The organism is Blastomonas sp. (assembly GCF_041747255.1).
GTDB lineage: Bacteria > Pseudomonadota > Alphaproteobacteria > Sphingomonadales > Sphingomonadaceae > Blastomonas.
Map to the genome: position 1 here is coordinate 1 of NZ_JBGTFM010000294.1, position 18087 is coordinate 18087.

Consider the following 18087-nt stretch of genomic DNA (forward strand, 5'->3'; position numbering starts at 1 on the left):
CTATATCGTGCGCGGCGGCGATACGCTGCGCACGATCGGCAATCGGTCCGGCGCGGGGTCGGAAGCGATCGCCGCGGCCAATGGCCTTGCGCCGCCCTACACCATCCATCCGGGCCAGAAGCTGATTATCCCCGGCGGCCAATATCACGATGTTGCCGCCGGTGAGACCGGCATCGCCATCGCGCAGGCCTATGGCGTGCGCTGGGCCGACATGGTGGGGCTCAACAGTTTGGATGAACCCTATATCCTGCGCATCGGCCAGCGGCTCAAGCTGCCCGACGCTGCCGCCGCGACGACCATGGCCGCTGCGACAATGCCTGCACCTCCAGCGGCACAGGCCGATCAAAGCCGGATATCCGCTCTGGTGGTCGACATTGACGATGTGGTGACCGGCAGCCAGCCCGCGATTGCCGAGGGGTCGGCGGTGCCGCCTGCCAGAGCGCAGCGCGCGACGCTGGCCGCAAGTGCGCCCATTGCTGTGCCGGGCAGCTTTTCGGGGCGCTTTTTGTGGCCGATCAGCGGCAGCCTGCTCACCCGGTTCGGGCCGGTGGGCAAGGGGCAGGTCAATAACGGCATCGATATCTCGGCCGAAAAGGGCGCACCATTCCGCGCCGCCGCCGATGGGGTCGTGTCCTATGCGGGCAGCGAGATCGCGATCTACGGCGGGCTGGTGCTGGTCAGCCACGGTGGCGGCTGGGTCAGCGCTTATGGCCATGCTGAACGGATTGACGTCGTGCGCGGTCAGGCGGTCAAGGCGGGCCAAGTGCTCGGTGCGGCCGGGCAAAGCGGCTTTTCAGATACGCCCAAGCTGCATTTCGAATTGCGCAAGGACCGCAAGCCGGTCGATCCGCTGCTGCATCTTCCGCGCGGATGAATCCTGCGCGCCGCAAAAAAGAAACGGCGGCGCGGCCACGCGCGCTGCTCAGACGCGCCAGCCACCTGCCGGTCTGGGCTGATGTCGGCTTGCGGCTGGGGCTGGCGTTCGCACTCATTGCGCTGGTCATCCTCATCCACTGGCTCGACCGCGATGGCCTGGTCGATCATTATGACGACCATGTCAGCTTCCTCGATGTCGTCTATTTCACGATGGTGTCGGTGACCACCACCGGCTTTGGCGACATCGCCCCGGTATCTGACAGCGCGCGGCTTATCGAATCCGTGGTCGTGACACCGGTGCGGGTCGCGGTGATTTTCATCTTCGTCGGCACCGCCTATAGCTTTGTCCTCAAGCGCAGTTGGGAAAAATACCAGATGAGACGCATCCAGCAAAAGCTCAGCGAGCATTTCGTGGTGCTGGGATTTGGCACCAGCGGATCAGAAGCGGTGCGCGAGCTGATCGCGCGGGGCACCGACCCGGCCAAGATTGTGGTGATCGACCAGTCAGAGGCATCGCTGGCCCGCGCTGAGCAAATGGGCTGCAACGTGCTGAATGCCGACGCCTCGCGCGATGAAACCTTGCAGGATGTGCACATTGGCAGCGCGTGCGGCGCAATTGTCTCCGCCGGGCGCGACGATACTTCGATCCTGATCGTGCTGACCATCCGCCATCTCGCGCCCAACCTGCCGATCAGCGTGGTGGTGCGCGCGGCGGACAATGAGCTGCTGGCCCGGCAGGCGGGGGCAAGCACGGTGATCAATCCGGTGAGCTTTGCTGGGCTGCTGCTCGCGGGCTCTTGCCACGGTCCGCACATCAGCAGCTATATGACCGACCTTGCCTCTGCCGACGGGCGGGTGATGCTGATCGAGCGCAAGGTCAAGCCAGACGAGGTCGGCAAGCCGCTCAGTGCGCTTAAAGGCATGGTGGGCCTGCGCATCTATCGCGATGGAGAGCCTTATGGCTTCTGGGACCCGGAAAGCGCGGCGCTGCAGGCAGAGGACCTCATCGTTGCGATCATGCCCGGCGATGGCAAGGGCCCAGAGTCCAATGGCGGAGCGCGCCTTTAAACATTCCAGGGAGGAAATTGCCGAGGAAAACATACTCGTCTTCCCAAGACCGAATGCGCTGGCATCGCGGGAAATTGGAAAGAGGGTCGGCGGCCGAAGTAATTTGGGACTCGTGCTACTGACCGATTGTTGATCGGCATGAACGGTTGGCGCCGTATCTTCGAGAAACTGGTTACGCAGCTTTTAATTCAGGAATTGACTTCAACTGCTCTGCCAATTCCGCCTCTGCCAATTGGAGGTCATAGGCGCGCTGCAGGTTCAGCCAACTGTCCGCGCTGCCGCCAAACATCTTGGCAAGCCGCAGCGCCATGCCCGGTGTTACCGGCTGCTTCTCATTGATAATGTCATACAGCGTCTGGCGGAAAATACCGGGCAACCGCGCGATCCCGGTCTTGGCCTGTCTTGCCGTAGATGCCGACGCCTTCGTCCAGCGCCAAGTCCGTTTCTACGCCACTGACATATACGCCATTGACATATTAAAAGCATGCGTGGCGTCTATCGGACCATCTACGTTTTCGGCGGTAGGGACATGCCGGTTTTCTCATCACCATGTTCGCCAAGAATGAAAAAGACAATTTGACCAAGGCTGAACAAGCCGCTGCCGTGGAACTGGCGAAGGCCTTGGTCGCATCATATGGAGACCGCAAATGAGCGCGTATGACAGCATCATGCAGGGACTGAACGAGGCCTTGGACCATGCGCAGGGCAAGGAGATTGGCGCGCATGTTAGCCATATCGTGGTGCCCTCCGTCGATGTGGCCGCGATCCGCGCAAGCACCGGCCTGTCGCAAAGTGCGTTTGCGCGCAGCATTAGCGTCGCCAAGGGCACGCTGCTCAATTGGGAGCATGGGCGCAGACAGCCGACCGGTCCTGCGCAGGTTTTGCTCGCCATGATCGCGAAGAAGCCCTCGCTGGTCAGCGAGTTGTTGCGATAGCTCTGGGAGACCTATCCCCCAGTCCCCCCAACCGTCAGCCCGCTCACCAGCAGCGTTGGCTGGCCGACGCCTGCAGGCACGCCTTGCCCCGCTTTGCCGCATACGCCGATGCCTTCGTCGAGCGCGAAGTCGTTGCCGATGCCGGTGACTTTGGTGAGCACGGTGGGACCGTCGCCGATGAGGGTTGCGCCCTTGATCGGCGCGCCCAGCCTGCCGTTTTCGACGCGATAGGCTTCGGTGCAGGAAAAGACGAACTTGCCCGATACGATGTCCACCTGACCACCGCCGAAGCTCTTGGCGAAGATGCCATTTTTGACGCGGGCAAGCAGTTCTGCGGGGTTATCGTTGCCCGCGCGCATCAACGGGTTGGTCATGCGCGGCATCGGGGCGTGGGCGTAGGATTGGCGGCGGCCATTGCCGGTCGGCGCAACGCCCATCAGGCGCGCATTCAGCCGGTCCTGCATATATCCGCGCAAAATGCCGTTTTCGATCAGCACGTTTTCCTGGGTCGGCGTGCCTTCGTCATCGATGCTGAGCGATCCGCGCCGGTTCATGATGCTGCCGTCATCGACCACGGTCACGCCATCGGCGGCAACGCGCCGGCCGATGCGGCCCGAGAACGCGCTGGTGCCCTTGCGGTTGAAATCGCCTTCCAGGCCATGCCCAATTGCCTCGTGCAGGATGATGCCGGGCCAGCCGGGGCCGAGCAGCACGGTCATCTCGCCCGCAGGCGCGGCGACGCTTTCCAGATTGGTCAGCGCCTGTGCAAGCGCCTCGTCGATGGCGCGGTTCCATGCTGCGTCTTCGAACATCGCGTCATATAGGTATCGTCCGCCCATGCCGAAGCTGCCGACCTCGCGCCGCTCGCCGCTTTGCGCGACGATCGAGACGTTGAGGCGGACCAAAGGCCGCACGTCGGTGGCGACAAAGCCATCGGCGCGGACCACCTCGATCACCGACCAGCTGCCGATCAGGCTCGCGGTGACCTGCGCTACGCGGGGATCACGCGCGCGCGCGGCGGTGTCAATCTTTTCGAGCAGCGCAATCTTGGTGGCGAACGGGATGCTCTCCAGCGGATTGCCATTGGTATAGAGGTGGCGATTGTTCTGACGGGGCGGCGGCGCGGCCTCGCCTTTTGCCGGATCGAGCAGCTTCAAGGTTTCGGCGGCGCGGCGGATGCCCGCTTCGCTGACATCATTGGCATGCGCAAAGCCGGTCATCTCGCCCGAGACACCGCGCAGGCCAAAACCGGAATCGGTTGAATAATCGGCGGTCTTCAGCCGGCCATCATCGAACACGAAGCTCTCGCTGGCTGCGTATTGCAGATAAAGCTCTCCATCATCGCAACCGGCGAGGGCGTCGCGGGTGAGGCGTTGCGCCGCATCAGGATCGAGCGCGTCGGGGCGATAGAGGAACGAGCGGGGGTCTGTTTGGGTCATCCCTGTCATATGCGGCATGGGGAGGGATTATCCAAGGGGTGGGTTTACATCCATGCCCGCTCAGCCTGAGCAGCGGGCGCATGCCCGCGTCGTCGAAGGCCTCGCGTCCACGCTGGCCGTAGTGCGGGGCTTCGACAAGCTCAGCCTGAGCGGGGTTGGCTTAAGCTGCCAACCGCTCCAACGCCCGCTCGCGGCCGATCAACGGCAGCAGCTCGCCCATGTCTGGGCCATGATCCATGCCGGTGAGCGCGCGGCGTAATGGCAGGAACAGCGTCTTGCCCTTGCGCCCGGTGGTGGACTTGAGCGCATCGGTCCAATCTTTCCAGATCATGGGGCCAAACGCCAGTGGTTCAAGCGCGGCGCGGGCGTCGACCAGATACGCCGCATCCCCCGCATCGGGCGCAGGTGCCTCAATCGGCCCCTCGATCACCCGCCAATAATCGGAAACCTCGCCCAGATGCGCGATATTGGGGCGAATAGCGTGCCATCCTGCTTCATCGACCTGCGACGGAAGCTGGTCGGCAACCGCAGCATAGTCCGCCGTGTGGACCAGCTGACGGTTGATCCGCTCAAGATCGTCCTCGGCAAAGCGCGCGGGGGCGCGGCCAAAGCGCGTGAAATCGAACGTCGCCAGCAGCGCATCGCGATCATGCAGCGGTTCGACCGGATCAGACGTGCCCAACCGCGCGAGCAGCGCGACAATCGCCTGCGGCAGGATATGTTTGTCGCGCAGTTCACCCACGCCGAGCGAGCCGAGGCGCTTCGACAGCTTGCCCTCCGCCCCGACCAGCAGCGCCTCGTGCGCGAAAGCGGGCGGGGTGCTGCCCAATGCGGTGAACATCTGCAGTTGCACCGCGGTGTTTGAGACATGATCCTCGCCGCGCACGACATGGGTGATGCCCATATCCACATCGTCGATGGCCGAGGGCAGCATGTAGAGCCAGCTGCCATCGGCGCGGCGGATGACGGGATCGGACAGGCTGGCGGCCTCGAACTTTTGCGCGCCGCGAATCATGTCATCCCAGGCAATGGGCTCGTCATGGTTCAGCCTGAAGCGCCAGTGCGGTTTGATACCCTGTGTTTCGAGCCCGGCGCGCTCTGCATCGGTGAGGGCCAGCGCCGCGCGGTCATAGACCGGCGGCAGGCCGCGCCCCAATGCGATCTTGCGCTTGAGATCGAGCTCCTGCGATGTCTCGTAACAGGCATAGACCCGGCCAGACGCGCGCAGCCGATCAAACGCCGCGTCGTACAGCGCGGCCCGCTCCGACTGGCGATACTCGGCATCGGGGTGCAAACCCAGCCACGCCAGATCGGCGCGGATGCCATCGACGAATTCCTCGCGGCTGCGTGCCGCATCGGTGTCGTCGATGCGCAGGATAAAACGCCCACCGGTCTTCTTCGCCCACATCCAGTTGTGCAGCGCGGTGCGGATATTGCCGATGTGCAAATGCCCGGTGGGCGACGGGGCGAAACGGGTGGTGGTCATGTAAATACTATTTCCAGATTCTCGGATTGAGCGGCACTGGCGAGCGCCTTGTCACGGGTCATGAGCGGGGCGCCTATACGCCGGGCCAACTCCACATAAGCGGCATCATATGCTGTCAGACCGTGGCGCTCGGCAATATCCAGGCTTCGACCCCAGGCATGGGCGTTGGTGGCGTCGTCAATCTTGATGCGAAATCGTGATAAAACGGCAATCGTCTCAGCAAACCGAACAGCGTCAAGACGTTCTCTGCGGATCGCTGTTCGGCCAAGGTTGAGCACCTCCAGTCGCCAATGTTGGGGCACGATCGCCCGCCCTTCAACCATTACCGGCATTAGGCTGGCCAACAGCTCTTCGGCCTCATCCGGGATGATCAATGGGCCGATCACGCTTGCATCGACAACACACAGTTTCAACGCTGGCCCTCATTCTTCCAGGCAATCATTTCTTCGGTCGTTGCGGTTTGGCCTTCCGCGCGCGCCTCTTCGCGCAATAGCCGCAATTTTTCCCAAGCGGCGCGTCCGCGCTCTTCCACCGCATCCTGATCAGTAATCGGCACGAGCCGCGCGGCGGCCTTGCCGTGCCGCGTAATGATAATTTCATCGCCCTGTTCTGCAGCAGCGATGAATTCTGACACCTTATCCTTGAAGGTGGCGACAGGAACGTGACGCATGAAAACTTCCTTTCGGCCAGAATTGTAGCCAGAATTCGCGCCAATGTCTAGGCCGTCCTGAACCGGTTGGTGATCGGGTAGCGTCTGTCGCGCCCGAAGTTGCGGATGCCGAGCTTCACGCCTGGCGGGGCCTGCCGGCGTTTGTATTCGGCGACGTACAGCAGCCGCTCGATCCGAGCGACGGTGTCATGATCGAACCCGCGCGCGACGATCTCGGCGACGCTGAGTTCCTCCTCGATCAGTCCGTGCAGGATCGGGTCGAGCACCTCGTATGGCGGCAGGCTGTCGTCGTCGCGCTGGTCGGGGCGCAACTCGGCGCTGGGCGGTTTGGTGATCACACGCTCGGGCATCACCGGGCCATCGGGACCCAGCGCCAGCGGCGGGCGGTTGGCATTGCGCCAGCGCGATAGCGCGAACACCGTCAGCTTATAGGCGTCCTTCAGAACGTTGTATCCGCCCGCCATGTCGCCATAAATGGTTGCATAGCCGACGCTCATCTCGCTCTTGTTGCCGGTGGTCAGCAGCATGTGGCCGAATTTGTTGCTCAGCGCCATCAGCGTTACCGCGCGGATGCGTGACTGGATGTTCTCTTCGGTGATGTCGACATCGCTGTCGGCAAAGCTGCCCTCCAGCATCGCATCGAAGCCGGTCACCGCAGGCTGGATCGGGATATTGTCGTGGCGGCAGCCGAGCAGCCGGGCGCATTCGGCCGCATCATCAAGGCTTTCCTGGCTGGTAAAGCGGCTGGGCAGCATCACGCACCACACGCGGTCAGCCCCAAGCGCATCGACCGCGACCGCAGCTGACAGCGCGCTGTCGATGCCGCCTGACAGACCCAGCACCACCCCGGGAAAGCCGTTGTCGTTGACGTAATCGCGCAGCCCAACGATCATCGCATGATAGGCATCCTGCGGGAACGGGTCGAGCGCGTGGACCCTGCCCGGCGCACAATGCCAGCCGGCATCGCTGCGCGTCCATTCGGTGCGCACGATAGCAGGCTCCCAATCGGGCAACTGGTGCGCCAGCGAACCATCGGCGTTGAGCACGAACGATGCGCCATCGAACACCAGCTCGTCCTGCCCGCCGATGCGGTTCAAAAACACCAGCGGCAATCCGGTTTCGGCGACCCTCGCCCGCCCGACATTGTGCAGGCGGCGCTCGTCTTTCTCGATTTCGTACGGGCTGCCATGCGGCGCGATCAGGATGTCCGCACCCATCGCTTTCAAATGCCCGCACACCTTGGGAAACCAGATGTCCTCGCACAGCGGGAGCCCCAGCATGGTCCCGCGAAATGGCACGGGTGGCTGCAGCGGGGCGGAGGCGAACAGCCGCTTTTCATCGAACGTACCGTAATTGGGCAGCTCATGCTTTAGCCGCACGGCGGTGATCGCGCCGCCGTCGAGCAGCGCCAACCCGTTATACAGCAGCCCTTCGCGCCGGAACACAGAGCCCACCAACATCGCCGGGCCGCCATCGGCGGTGGCGGCGGCGAGCTGCTCAAGCGCTTGGGCCGCGCGTTCGATCAGCGCTGGTTTAAGCACAAGGTCCTCGGGCGGATAACCGATCAGCTGCAGCTCCGGAAACACGATCAGGTCGCACGGCTCCGCGTCGGCCCGCCTCGCCAGCATCTGCGCGGCATTGCCCGCGATATCGCCCATGGTCTGTGCGCACTGCACAAGTGTGATGATCAGCCGGTCAGTCATCGCCGCGAGATAGGCGGTGGCCCGATTGGCGGCAACAGGTTTTGCGCTGTCGATGGTTGGTCGCTCGCGCATTTCACAGAACTTACATCTTTCGGTTTGGTGGTCAGTTGGCTAACGGGAGGGGCAAGCAAGCGGATACAAGGGGACGCACCGCCATGAAAATCCTGTCCGGCAACAGCAACCTGCCATTGGCGCGCGCGATTGCGGCGTATCTGGAGCAGCCGCTGACCGATGCGAGCGTTCGCCGCTTTGCCGATGAAGAGATTTTCGTCGAAATCCATGAGAATGTGCGCGGCGAGGATGTGTTTGTCGTCCAGTCGACCGGCTATCCCGCCAACGACAACCTCATGGAGCTGCTGATTTGCATCGATGCGCTCAAGCGTGCGTCGGCGCGGCGGATCACTGCGGTCATCCCCTATTTCGGCTATGCCCGGCAGGATCGCAAACCGGGGCCACGCACGCCGATTTCGGCCAAGCTGGTCGCTAATCTGATCACCGTCGCGGGCGCGCACCGGGTGCTGTCGGTCGATCTCCACGCCGGGCAGATCCAGGGCTTTTTCGATATCCCCACCGACAATCTCTATGGCGCGCCGGTGATGGCAGCGGACATTCAGGCGCGTTTCGGCGGGCATGAGCTGATGGTGGTCTCGCCCGATGTCGGCGGCGTGGTCCGCGCCCGCGCACTCGCTGAACGGCTCGACAATGCGCCGCTGGCCATCGTCGACAAGCGCCGCGAGCGGCCCGGCGAATCCGAGGTGATGAACATCATCGGCAATGTCGAGGGGCGCTTTTGTATCCTCATTGACGACATCGTCGATTCCGGCGGCACGCTGTGCAACGCGGCGCAGGCGCTCAAGAACGCAGGCGCGCGCGACGTCGTGTCGTATGTGACGCACGGCGTGCTGTCGGGCGGTGCGGTGGCGCGGGTGGCAGACAGCGTACTGAAAGAACTGGTGATCACCGATTCGATCCAGGCCACCGAGGCGGTCACCGACTGCCCCCGCATCCGCACCCTGCCAATGGCCGCGCTGATCGGCGAAGCGATCCGCCGCATTGCAGATGAAAGTTCGGTATCCAGCCTGTTTGATTGAGGTTATCCCTGCCCAGATGATTCACAGCAAAGACATCGCGCTCGCCCAGCGGCTCGCTGACGCAGCGGGCGAGGCGATACGGCCGTTTTATCGTGCCGCCTTCACCACCGACCGCAAGGCGGACGCTTCGCCGGTGACCGAGGCGGACCGCGCGGCGGAGGCGGCGATGCGTGCCATCCTTGACGCAGAGGTGCCGCGCGATGGCATTATCGGAGAGGAATATGGCGAAAAGCCGGGCTCGACCGGGCGGGTGTGGGTGCTCGATCCGATTGACGGCACCACCAGCTTCATCGCCGGTCGCCCGATCTTCGGCACGCTGATCGCGCTGATTGCCGAGCAATGGCCGGTGCTTGGCGTCATCGACCAGCCGATAGGCCGCGAGCGCTGGGTCGGGGCGACCGGCCGGGATACCACCTTCAACGGCAAACCGGTTCGCGCGCGGCTGTGCCCGGAAATGGCCGATGCGGTGCTCGCCACCACCAGCCCGCACCTGTTCACCGATCACGATGCAGACCATTTCATGGCACTGGCCAAGGCCTGCGATACCCGGCGGCTGATCTGGGGCGGCGATTGCTACAACTATGGTCTGGTCGCGCAGGGCACTGTCGATCTGGTGTGCGAAAGCGGGCTGAAGCTGCATGATTTTGCCGCGCTGGTGCCGGTGGTCGAGGGCGCAGGTGGGCATATGTGCGACTGGCACGGCGACCCGCTGCACAAAGACAGCGACGGCCGCGTCGTCGCAATGGGCGACCCCGCGCGGCTTGAGGATGTGCTCGCCGCTCTGGGTTAAGTGCGCAAATCTCATTCAAAGTCGTTTTCCGGCGTAAGCCGGAATCCAGGGCGACCAAGCACATACCCGCCCCTGGGATCCGGCGTTCGCCGGAGGACAGCACTCATACAGCAAAATGAAACCTCTTGCCAAATCTCGATCAAGATATATCTTAGACACATCGAAGATATAGAGGGAATCGACAATATGACGATGCGTTTCAGAATGGGTGGCTCTCGGCGTGACTGCGGACCAGCGCCGTTTGTGGCGATGAGCTTTGGTCGTGGCTTTGGCGGGAAATGGGATTTTCGCGACTGGAGCTTTGATCCGGGTGGTAACGGAGGGCGCGGCGGTGGTGGTCGCGGGCGCGGCGGGCGGAGGCGGATGTTCGACAGCGGCGAACTGCGCGTCGTGCTGCTCGCGCTGATCGAAAAGGAGCCGCGCCACGGCTATGATCTGATCAAGGCCATCGAGGAGATGACCAGCGGCAGCTATGCGCCCAGCCCGGGCGTGGTCTACCCCACGCTCAGCCTGCTCGAAGATGCCGGGCTGATTGCATCGGTGGAAACCGAAGGCGCGCGCAAGGCGTTCCGCATCACCGATGCCGGGATCGCCGAGCTAATCGAAAAGCGCGACGAGGCCGACGCCCTGCTCGCGCGCCTGTCAGAAGCGGGCGAAGCGCGCGACCAGCGCGGCAGCCCGCCGATTGGCCGCGCGGTCGGCAATCTGATGGCCGCAATGGCGCACCGACTTGCGGGCGGCGAGGTCGATGCCGAGTTCAAGCACAAGGTCGCCGAGATTTTGGACGAAGCGGCGCAGAAGATCGAGCGGTTGTAATTAGTTACCTTTAGTCCCGCGATGACGAGGGGTGCACAACGTCCCTCGACGTCAGCCTGCGGTTGCCCCCTGCAGCGGTTCGTGAAAAACGTGGGATCAGGGAAGCAGGCCACTTTTGCCGCCGAACGACGGCCCCTGTGTCTGCTTTGTAGGCATTGGCCTCTATCAGTCTGAAAATGTCGTCCTGATGATCATCCAGTTAACCGGATGGTGAATTTTCTGCGCCTATAAAATGATCCGGCTCCAGATCCTCCAGCACTGCCACGCGTGAATGTGACGACAAACGGCAGGCCGATCAAAAATGCCGGATCATTATAGGGCAGACTGGCATGAAAGAACTCGAGGTTTCCAACGATACGTCCGCGTTTGAAGTGCCTGCTGTCCTGGACGAAAAAGGCAAGCTTACGGATCATTGCGTCCGACAGGCCCTGACGATGATGGATACTCACGGCCTGGTAATTTTGACCAACCTCTTGTCGGCTGAGGAAGCGCACATTTGCCTGGAGCTGATGCGTCAAACCATAGACGATCCGGATCGCGACCGGTGCGCCTTCGCCAGCGAGACGGATAATCGTTATTTACGTCGCGACTTTTGCTCTCTCCCTTCGACTCCGCCTGTAACGCGCTTTGCTGCCACATTGTGCCAGCGCCTCGAGGGCGTTTATCTGGAGTATAGTGGTCGTTCACGTCCGCTTCTCGAAGTCGCTACATTCACCAGCTATTTCGGTTCATCGCATCAATATATTCACCGAGACCCAATCGGCGTGATCAGTCTTTTTGCTGCCGTGGAAGACGTGTCAGATCAACAGGGTGGGACGGTGTTTGTTCCGGGCACACACATGTACGGCGGTGCCGAAAACCAGCACGGCGGCAAGGCGTATGCGTTGATGGAGCTGTTTCGGATAAAATGTAACTATCGCATACTTTGGCATAACCTGAAAAAACTATGGCGCATGCGAAAAGACGAAGTGGCCTCACTGGCACCTGGTGAACTTCTTGACCGGGTTTTTTCGACCAAGTGGGATCAGCACCAGCCAAATTTGTTGCGGTTTGTGTTGGGAAAAAATTCGCATTTCAGTCTTCGAATGCTTGGTCTGAGAACATTGTGGAAGCTTTATCGCCACCGTGATGATCTCAATAACCTGTTCTCCTTGGTCCAGACGGCGCCGCGCAAGGGTACGGTCATTCTCTATCGGAGCGATTTGCTCCATGCCGGACCCGACAACCGATTGCCACATCCTCGACGATTCTTCGGCATGAGCATCGCGCGCGACATCATCGAACAGAAATTCTGGCATGATGGGTATACGCCACACGCCACATTGACTGCTCGTCCCATGTGCTTTGGTGACCTTCTGGATTCCCCGCCCCTACGTGCACCGTCAAGAGCGCGTGACCGCCGCCTGAGCAGCTTGGTCGATTGATTCCGACAGATGCAGGGCTGGGGTTGGCTACCGTGCCCCCTGCAGCTTCTTCTGCCGTCGCCGTTGTACGGATGAGCCCAGCCCCAGCGCCTCGCGGTATTTGGCCACCGTGCGCCGGGCGATGTCGAAGCCGCGCGCCTTCAGCAGGTCGACCAGCTGATCGTCCGACAGGATGTTTTTGCCGTCCTCTTCGTCGATCAGCGACTTGATGTGGCTTTTCACCGCAGAAGCCGAGACCGCATCGCCGCCATCGGTCGCCTGGATGGCGCTGGTGAAGAAATATTTTAGTTCGAACAGTCCGCGCGCGCAGCTTAGATATTTGTGGCTGGTCACCCGGCTGACGGTGGATTCGTGCATCTCGATGGCGTCGGCCACGCTGCGCAGGGTGAGCGGCTTGAGGTGCGTGACGCCCTTGCGGAAAAAGCCGTCTTGCTGCTTGACGATCTCGCTCGCCACCTTGATGATCGTGCGCTGGCGCTGGTCGAGCGCTTTCAGCAGCCAGTTGGCCTCGGCCATGCATTCGTTCAGCCACGCCTTTGACTTGGCATCATGCCGCCCGCCGTTGAGCGAAACGGCATAGGCGCGGTTGACCAGCAGCCGGGGCAGGGTGGCGCTGTTGATCTCGATCGCCCAGCCGACCTCGCGCTCGATTACGAACAGGTCGGGCACCACGGTCTCGATGGTCTCGCCGCCAAAGCGGCTGCCGGGCTTGGGGTCATATTGACGCAGCTCTGCGATCATGTCGGCTAGGTCTTCGTCATCAACCCGGCACAGCCGCTTGAGCTGCGGCAGCGCGCCGCGCGCCAGCAGATCGAGATTGTCGATCAGCCGCGCCATGCACGGGTCGTAGCGGTCCGCCTCCTTGGCCTGCAACGCCAGGCACTCGGCCAGATCGCGTGCGCCGACCCCGGTGGGCTCCAGCGTCTGAACAGCGGCAAGCGCGGTCTCGACCTCGGCGAGCGGCACGCCCAGCTGATGCGAGACCTGCAGCAGGTCGCCGCGCAGATAGCCGTTCTCGTCGATCAGCTCGACCAGATGGCGACCGATGAACAGCAAATGCCCGCCCAGCACCAGCCCGACCTGCGCGTGAAGATGCTCGCGCAGCGTCAGCCCGTATTCGAGCGTATCCTCCCACGCATTGCCCTCTCCAACCGAGCCAGACATCGCGATGTCATTCATTGACAGGCCGCTGTCGAGCCCGGTGCTGGCCTCGCCCGCCACCCGCTCGGGGCTGTCGTTGACGCTGTCGTGGTGGAACACCTCGCCGCCGATGTCGATATCGAGCGGCCGGTCGCTTTCGCCCAGCCCCGCGCCGATCAACTCATCCGCGCCCGCCGCCGTGCTGTCGCTGGCGAGCGGTGCCGGGGCATCATAATCGGCATCGACACCGCTGGCAGCAGGCTCGCCTCCCGGCTCTGCGCCGCCCAGTTCGAGCAGTGGATTGCGCTCGAGCTCGTCTGAAATGAACGCTTCGATTTCGATGTTCGACAGCGCGAGCAGGCGGATCGCCTGCTGCAGCTGCGGGGTCATCACCAGGGATTGGCTCTGCCTCAGGTCAAGGCGCGGGCCGATGGCCATCAGTCCTGCCCGTCTGTGCAGCGTGCCTGCATCAAAGCGCGAAGCCTTCGCCCAGATACAGGCGGCGCACGTTGCTGTCCGCCACCAAAGCCGCCGGCGTTCCGGCAAACAGCACCTTGCCATCATAGATGATGCAGGCGCGGTCGACGATGTCGAGCGTTTCGCGGACATTGTGATCGGTGATCAACACGCCGATGCCGCGCGATTTGAGCTGGATGATCAGATCGCGGATGTCGGCAATCGACAGCGGGTCGATCCCTGCGAAAGGCTCATCGAGCAGGATGATCGACGGGCTGGCGGCCAATGCGCGGGCAATTTCGCAGCGGCGGCGTTCACCGCCCGACAGCGACATCGCCGATGCATCGCGCAAGCGACCGATGCCGAATTCCTCGAGCAGCGTTTCAAGCTTTTGCGCCCGCGCCGCCTTATCCGGCTCGGCCAGCTCGAGCACCGCGCTGATGTTCTGTGCAACGGTCATACCGCGAAAGATCGAGGTTTCCTGCGGCAGATAGCCAAGACCCAGCACCGCCCGGCGATACATTGGCAGCGATGTGATATCGACACCATCGAGCATGATCCGGCCCGAATTGGGTTTCACCAGCCCCATGATCGAATAAAAGCATGTCGTCTTGCCCGCGCCATTGGGGCCGAGCAGGCCCAGCACCTCGCCCTTGGCGACCGACAGCGAGACGTCGGACAGGACCACTTTCTTGTCATAGCTTTTGGCAATCGACACGACGTTCAGGCCATCTGCAAGAAACGCCGGGTCGGCAGCCGTTCCGCTCAACAGGCCCAAAGGGGCGACATCGTTCATCAATTGAGTCCTGCCTAAACTGCGGGGCTGCCCGAAGCCCACCTAAGATTTCAGCCTACATAGCATGGAAAAAGCCAATGAAAACCGGCGATGGTCCGGTGTTGGCAGGATTTATGCATGGGTCATCAGATTTCGTCCTCCCCCAGCAAGCTGTGGGAGGATTTAAGACGGCTGCCCTACCGGTCTGGTACGCTGAACGTCCCGGATACGCGGCCACTGGTCGAGCCGGTCTGGCCCGGCGCGCCGCCGGAAGAGCGGCCATCGATGGTAGAGCGGCCGCTGACCAGATCGATCACCATGCGCCCGCCGTTGAGCGTGTTGCCATCCTGGCGAAGCGCGACGTTGCCGATCAGCGTGATGATCCGCTTGTTGAAATCATAGATGCCCACGTTACCGCTGGCGCGTTCAGAGCCCTTGGTCACCACCACGCCGCCGGTTGCATCAATCCGGTCGATCTGGATGTCGCCGGCATTGCGATAGGCAACAGTCATGCGCGCCGATTGCAGCCTGAGGCCGGCCTGGGTGATATCGACATTGCCCGACAGCAGCACGCGGTTGGCGCGATCCTGCAGCTCGATGCGGTCTGCCGCATAATCGACCGGGGCGTTGCTGTTATGATTGAGCAGCGATTGCGCGGTGACGCTACCGGGCGCGAACACCAGCGCCGCGCTGGCGGTCAGTGTGGCGAGAAGAAGCGCAAACGAAAGGCGCCGAAACCGTGATGGAGCAGGGTGGGCGTTGGGCATGGTGTCGTCAATCCTGTCGTCTTGGCGGGTCATCAAAAGCCGCCCTGGGTCATGCGCAGCCGGGCGCGGCCATCGAGCGTCACGGTGCGGGTGGCAAGGTCGGCGACCAGCCGGTCGGCGCGGAAGGTGCCGGTCGGCATCCGTCCGGTGACCTCGCCGCGGCTCTCCATTCGCCGTCCGGGCAGGTCGATGTCAACATCGCGGGTGACCATGCGATAGCCATTGGCTGAGCTCACCTGCACCGCGCCGATGACCGATACCTGTTCGCTGTCCATATTGTAGCTGCCGGTGCCCGCCTCCAGCACCGCCGGCCCATCCTGCAGCAGTATGCGCGCAGCGAGATCCTTGAGTTCGACCACCGGGGTCGTCGAGTTGCGCTGCACGGCAGATCCGGCCTTCAGCGAAAAGGGACGGCCCTGGCTGTCTTCGCCGCGGTACAGCGCCTCGGTCACGCGCATCCGTTCGCGTGCGATCTCAACCTCGTTCTTGTCGAGCAGGAAGCTGACCTCGGTGTTTTGCAGCAGCGGCGCGAGCGCCAGAAACGCAGCGAGAATGCCGATCGCGGCAGGCAGCGCGACGCCGAGCAGGCGCACGACATGGTCGTGGCGGCTGCCGGGGGCCGCAGAAACCTGCCGGCGGGTGCGCATCTGGTCGGCGCGTTCAGTCATGTGCGGATTGGGCCTCGTGTGGGTTAATCGATGGCTGTCCTATCACAGGGCCAGTAGTCTTCGCGATATATTATGCATGGGCGAAAATATCAATTTCCGGCCAGCCCGCCAGATCGAGCTGCGCGCGGACGGGCAGAAAGTCAAAGCATGCCTGCGCAATCTCGGTGCGCCCCTCGCGCGCCAGCCGCTCGGTCATCGCGGCATAAAGCGCGTGGAGGAAGCGCACGTCGCTTGCGGCATATTCGCGCTGTGCATCGTTGATCTCCGGCGCGCCCCAGTCGCTCGATTGCTGCTGTTTGCTCAGTTCCTTGCCCAGTACCTCGCGCACCAGTTCTTTCAGACCATGGCGGTCGGTATAGGTGCGGATCAGCCGCGATGCGATCTTGGTGCAGAACACCGGCGTTGCCATGATGCCCAGATAATGCTGGATCGCCGCCAGATCGAAGCGGGCGAAATGATAGAGCTTGATCCGATCAGGATCAGCCAGCACGGCGCGCAGGTTGGGCGCAGCATAATCGCTGCCGGGGGCAAAGCGCACGAGATGTTCGTTGCCCCGGCCATCGGCAATCTGCACCAGGCACAGCCGGTCGCGCGGTGTCACCAGCCCCATGGTTTCGGTATCGACCGCCACCGGACCTGCTGCCAGCACGCCTTCGGGCAGGTCCTCTTCGTGAAACAATACGCTCATTCACTGTCGCCTGTCGTGGTTGTCGGCGCTGCACCGCGCGTCTTTTCTCGCCCCTTGCGGGCGAATATATTGAGGGCCTCGACCAAAGCCGAAAATGCCATTGCCGTGTAGATATAGCCCTTGGGGACGTGAACACCAAATCCATCGGCAATCAACACCGCGCCGATCATCAGCAGAAAGCCCAGTGCGAGCATGACAACCGTAGGGTTTTTGTCGATGAAGTTGGCAAGCGGGTCGGCTGCGACCAGCATGACCATGACGGTGATGATGACAGCGGCCATCATGATCGGCACGTCATCCGTCATGCCGACAGCGGTGAGGATTGAGTCGATCGAAAAGACCATATCGAGCGCGATAATCTGGGCGATGGTCGCGGCAAAATTGGTCGCGACCAGGCCTTTTTTGTCGAGCGCGGCACCCGAAGGCTCGGGATCGACCGTGTGGTGGATTTCCTTGGTTGCCTTCCACAGCAGGAACAGCCCGCCCGAGATCAAAATAATGTCGCGCCAGGAAAACTGCGTCTCGAAGGTTGGCTCACCATGTTCGCCCGGTGGCCCTGTGATACCAAGGTCGAACACCGGATCGGTTAGACCGACGATGAACGCGATCATCGTCAGCAATGCCAGTCGCATGATCAGCGCCAGGCCGATGCCAATCCGCCGCGCAATCTGCTGCTGATGCGCGGGCAGCTTGTTCGACAGGATCGAAATAAAAATCAGGTTGTCGATGCCGAGCACGACCTCAAGCACGACAAGGGTGATCAGCGCGATCCAGGCGGCCGGATCGCTGAGTAGGGGAATGATGGCGTCCATTTGCGTCAATTGCCGCAGCGCGACAGCGCTGGCAAGACATAGCTGCACGCCGCGTTCAGCCAAGCGGCGCAAATATTTATTTGTTCGCCTTGTCAATGGTTTTGGGCTATGAGAATCACCGCAAAGTGCGCGCTTGTTGCGCCTTTACAGGTTTGGATATGGGTCGGGGATGCGGCGGGGCTTGCATCGGGCAAAAGGCAGCAGCCCCGACGTATAACATGGGTTGGGATATGGGGTTTACGTCCGCCCCGGTCTTTAACGTAATTCCAGGGCGATATTGAAAGTGAATAGTTCGGCATGAGTTTTGACAGGGGTCGACGCGGCAGGGGCCGGGATAAGCGCGACAGATTTGGCGAAGATGAGTTCGATGCATTCTCGCCCCCACCGGCTTATGGTGACCGTGACCGGTTCGGCGGTGGCGGCGGCGCTCCCAGCGGCGGCGGCGGATATGGCGCACCCTCGGGCGGCTTTGGTGCCCCGCGC

The 18087-nt window shown here is 62.3% G+C and carries 19 protein-coding genes and 1 pseudogene; 8 read left to right on the plus strand and 12 right to left on the minus strand.

The features are described 5' to 3' along the window. A partial coding sequence (locus ACEW8G_RS10115) for a peptidoglycan DD-metalloendopeptidase family protein (protein ID WP_373488298.1) occupies positions 1–874 on the plus strand: 874 nt, incomplete at its 5' end. Continuing rightward, positions 871–1944: a TrkA family potassium uptake protein gene (locus tag ACEW8G_RS10120; RefSeq protein WP_373488299.1), complete on the plus strand. Its 1074-nt coding sequence runs from the start codon at positions 871–873 to the stop codon at positions 1942–1944. The genes ACEW8G_RS10115 and ACEW8G_RS10120, both read left to right, overlap by 4 nt. Before the next feature lie 172 nt (positions 1945–2116). Here the strand turns inward: ACEW8G_RS10120 and ACEW8G_RS10125 are convergent, their stop codons facing one another. Beyond that, positions 2117–2320 (minus strand): HigA family addiction module antitoxin, encoded by a 204-nt coding sequence (locus ACEW8G_RS10125; RefSeq protein ID WP_373488300.1) that lies wholly within the window; start codon positions 2318–2320, stop codon positions 2117–2119. A gap of 271 nt (positions 2321–2591) precedes the next feature. Between ACEW8G_RS10125 and ACEW8G_RS10130 the strand changes: the two genes are divergently transcribed. Beyond that, on the plus strand, positions 2592–2879 hold the full coding sequence (locus tag ACEW8G_RS10130) for a helix-turn-helix domain-containing protein (RefSeq protein ID WP_373488301.1): 288 nt from the start codon (positions 2592–2594) through the stop codon (positions 2877–2879). Between the two features lie 11 nt (positions 2880–2890). On the opposite strand, the gene tldD is transcribed toward ACEW8G_RS10130, so the two are convergent. From tldD to ACEW8G_RS10155, 5 genes are all read right to left on the minus strand, one after another. After that, the gene (gene tldD, locus ACEW8G_RS10135) at positions 2891–4318 is read right to left on the minus strand and encodes a metalloprotease TldD (protein WP_373488302.1); all 1428 of its coding nucleotides are present in this window, start codon (positions 4316–4318) and stop codon (positions 2891–2893) included. Positions 4319–4478: 160 nt separating this feature from the next. Next, on the minus strand, positions 4479–5804 hold the full coding sequence (gene gltX / locus ACEW8G_RS10140) for a glutamate--tRNA ligase (RefSeq protein WP_373488303.1): 1326 nt from the start codon (positions 5802–5804) through the stop codon (positions 4479–4481). After that, positions 5801–6217 (minus strand): type II toxin-antitoxin system VapC family toxin, encoded by a 417-nt coding sequence (locus ACEW8G_RS10145; RefSeq protein ID WP_373488304.1) that lies wholly within the window; start codon positions 6215–6217, stop codon positions 5801–5803. The genes gltX and ACEW8G_RS10145 overlap by 4 nt, the downstream gene beginning before the upstream one ends. After that, complete coding sequence (locus ACEW8G_RS10150; protein ID WP_373488305.1) at positions 6214–6474, minus strand: type II toxin-antitoxin system Phd/YefM family antitoxin; 261 nt, start codon at positions 6472–6474, stop codon at positions 6214–6216. Before ACEW8G_RS10150 ends, ACEW8G_RS10145 begins: the two co-directional genes overlap by 4 nt. Positions 6475–6521: 47 nt before the next feature. Continuing rightward, positions 6522–8177 (minus strand): NAD+ synthase, encoded by a 1656-nt coding sequence (locus tag ACEW8G_RS10155; protein ID WP_373488314.1) that lies wholly within the window; start codon positions 8175–8177, stop codon positions 6522–6524. A 155-nt stretch (positions 8178–8332) separates the two neighbouring features. Here ACEW8G_RS10155 and ACEW8G_RS10160 point away from each other — a divergent pair, with 155 nt between their 5' ends. The 4 genes from ACEW8G_RS10160 (at position 8333) to ACEW8G_RS10175 (ending at position 12298) form a co-directional block, all read left to right on the plus strand. Then, positions 8333–9268: a ribose-phosphate pyrophosphokinase gene (locus tag ACEW8G_RS10160; protein ID WP_373488306.1), complete on the plus strand. Its 936-nt coding sequence runs from the start codon at positions 8333–8335 to the stop codon at positions 9266–9268. Between the two features lie 16 nt (positions 9269–9284). Continuing rightward, entirely contained in the window at positions 9285–10058 is a 774-nt protein-coding gene (hisN, locus tag ACEW8G_RS10165; protein WP_373488307.1) for a histidinol-phosphatase, read from the plus strand. 186 nt (positions 10059–10244) lie between these two features. Beyond that, positions 10245–10874, plus strand: a complete 630-nt coding sequence (locus ACEW8G_RS10170; protein ID WP_373488308.1) for a PadR family transcriptional regulator — start codon at positions 10245–10247, stop codon at positions 10872–10874. 329 nt (positions 10875–11203) lie between these two features. Then, on the plus strand, positions 11204–12298 hold the full coding sequence (locus ACEW8G_RS10175; RefSeq protein WP_373488309.1) for a hypothetical protein: 1095 nt from the start codon (positions 11204–11206) through the stop codon (positions 12296–12298). A 27-nt stretch (positions 12299–12325) separates the two neighbouring features. On the opposite strand, the gene rpoN is transcribed toward ACEW8G_RS10175, so the two are convergent. The 6 genes from rpoN to ACEW8G_RS10205 form a co-directional block, all read right to left on the minus strand. Next, complete coding sequence (gene rpoN / locus ACEW8G_RS10180) at positions 12326–13876, minus strand: RNA polymerase factor sigma-54 (protein ID WP_373488310.1); 1551 nt, start codon at positions 13874–13876, stop codon at positions 12326–12328. Between the two features lie 31 nt (positions 13877–13907). Continuing rightward, entirely contained in the window at positions 13908–14690 is a 783-nt protein-coding gene (lptB, locus tag ACEW8G_RS10185; protein ID WP_373488311.1) for an LPS export ABC transporter ATP-binding protein, read from the minus strand. Positions 14691–14866: 176 nt separating this feature from the next. Further along, positions 14867–15436: an LptA/OstA family protein gene (locus ACEW8G_RS10190; protein WP_373488315.1), complete on the minus strand. Its 570-nt coding sequence runs from the start codon at positions 15434–15436 to the stop codon at positions 14867–14869. Between the two features lie 32 nt (positions 15437–15468). After that, positions 15469–16104, minus strand: coding sequence for an LPS export ABC transporter periplasmic protein LptC (gene lptC / locus ACEW8G_RS10195; RefSeq protein WP_373488312.1), 636 nt, complete (start codon positions 16102–16104; stop codon positions 15469–15471). A 70-nt stretch (positions 16105–16174) separates the two neighbouring features. Next, on the minus strand, positions 16175–16792 hold the full coding sequence (locus ACEW8G_RS10200) for a ribonuclease D (RefSeq protein WP_373488313.1): 618 nt from the start codon (positions 16790–16792) through the stop codon (positions 16175–16177). After that, positions 16789–17604, minus strand: coding sequence for a TerC family protein (locus ACEW8G_RS10205; protein ID WP_373488316.1), 816 nt, complete (start codon positions 17602–17604; stop codon positions 16789–16791). Before ACEW8G_RS10205 ends, ACEW8G_RS10200 begins: the two co-directional genes overlap by 4 nt. 297 nt (positions 17605–17901) lie before the next feature. Here ACEW8G_RS10205 and ACEW8G_RS10210 point away from each other — a divergent pair. Then, positions 17902–18087, plus strand: a pseudogene (locus ACEW8G_RS10210) (cold-shock protein); the annotation flags it as partial.

What these genes read in the sequence shown, in the direction of transcription:
- tldD (WP_373488302.1), bottom strand. Translation starts at nt 4,318, where the DNA reads ATGACCCAAACAGACCCCCGCTCGTTCCTCTATCGCCCCGACGCGCTC.
- hisN (WP_373488307.1), top strand. Translation starts at nt 9,285, where the DNA reads ATGATTCACAGCAAAGACATCGCGCTCGCCCAGCGGCTCGCTGACGCA.
- gltX (WP_373488303.1), bottom strand. Translation starts at nt 5,804, where the DNA reads ATGACCACCACCCGTTTCGCCCCGTCGCCCACCGGGCATTTGCACATC.
- ACEW8G_RS10120 (WP_373488299.1), top strand. Translation starts at nt 871, where the DNA reads ATGAATCCTGCGCGCCGCAAAAAAGAAACGGCGGCGCGGCCACGCGCG.
- ACEW8G_RS10150 (WP_373488305.1), bottom strand. Translation starts at nt 6,474, where the DNA reads ATGCGTCACGTTCCTGTCGCCACCTTCAAGGATAAGGTGTCAGAATTC.
- ACEW8G_RS10200 (WP_373488313.1), bottom strand. Translation starts at nt 16,792, where the DNA reads ATGAGCGTATTGTTTCACGAAGAGGACCTGCCCGAAGGCGTGCTGGCA.
- ACEW8G_RS10130 (WP_373488301.1), top strand. Translation starts at nt 2,592, where the DNA reads ATGAGCGCGTATGACAGCATCATGCAGGGACTGAACGAGGCCTTGGAC.
- ACEW8G_RS10205 (WP_373488316.1), bottom strand. Translation starts at nt 17,604, where the DNA reads ATGGACGCCATCATTCCCCTACTCAGCGATCCGGCCGCCTGGATCGCG.
- ACEW8G_RS10190 (WP_373488315.1), bottom strand. Translation starts at nt 15,436, where the DNA reads ATGCCCAACGCCCACCCTGCTCCATCACGGTTTCGGCGCCTTTCGTTT.
- lptB (WP_373488311.1), bottom strand. Translation starts at nt 14,690, where the DNA reads ATGAACGATGTCGCCCCTTTGGGCCTGTTGAGCGGAACGGCTGCCGAC.
- ACEW8G_RS10160 (WP_373488306.1), top strand. Translation starts at nt 8,333, where the DNA reads ATGAAAATCCTGTCCGGCAACAGCAACCTGCCATTGGCGCGCGCGATT.
- ACEW8G_RS10155 (WP_373488314.1), bottom strand. Translation starts at nt 8,177, where the DNA reads ATGACTGACCGGCTGATCATCACACTTGTGCAGTGCGCACAGACCATG.
- ACEW8G_RS10175 (WP_373488309.1), top strand. Translation starts at nt 11,204, where the DNA reads ATGAAAGAACTCGAGGTTTCCAACGATACGTCCGCGTTTGAAGTGCCT.
- lptC (WP_373488312.1), bottom strand. Translation starts at nt 16,104, where the DNA reads ATGACTGAACGCGCCGACCAGATGCGCACCCGCCGGCAGGTTTCTGCG.
- ACEW8G_RS10170 (WP_373488308.1), top strand. Translation starts at nt 10,245, where the DNA reads ATGACGATGCGTTTCAGAATGGGTGGCTCTCGGCGTGACTGCGGACCA.
- rpoN (WP_373488310.1), bottom strand. Translation starts at nt 13,876, where the DNA reads ATGGCCATCGGCCCGCGCCTTGACCTGAGGCAGAGCCAATCCCTGGTG.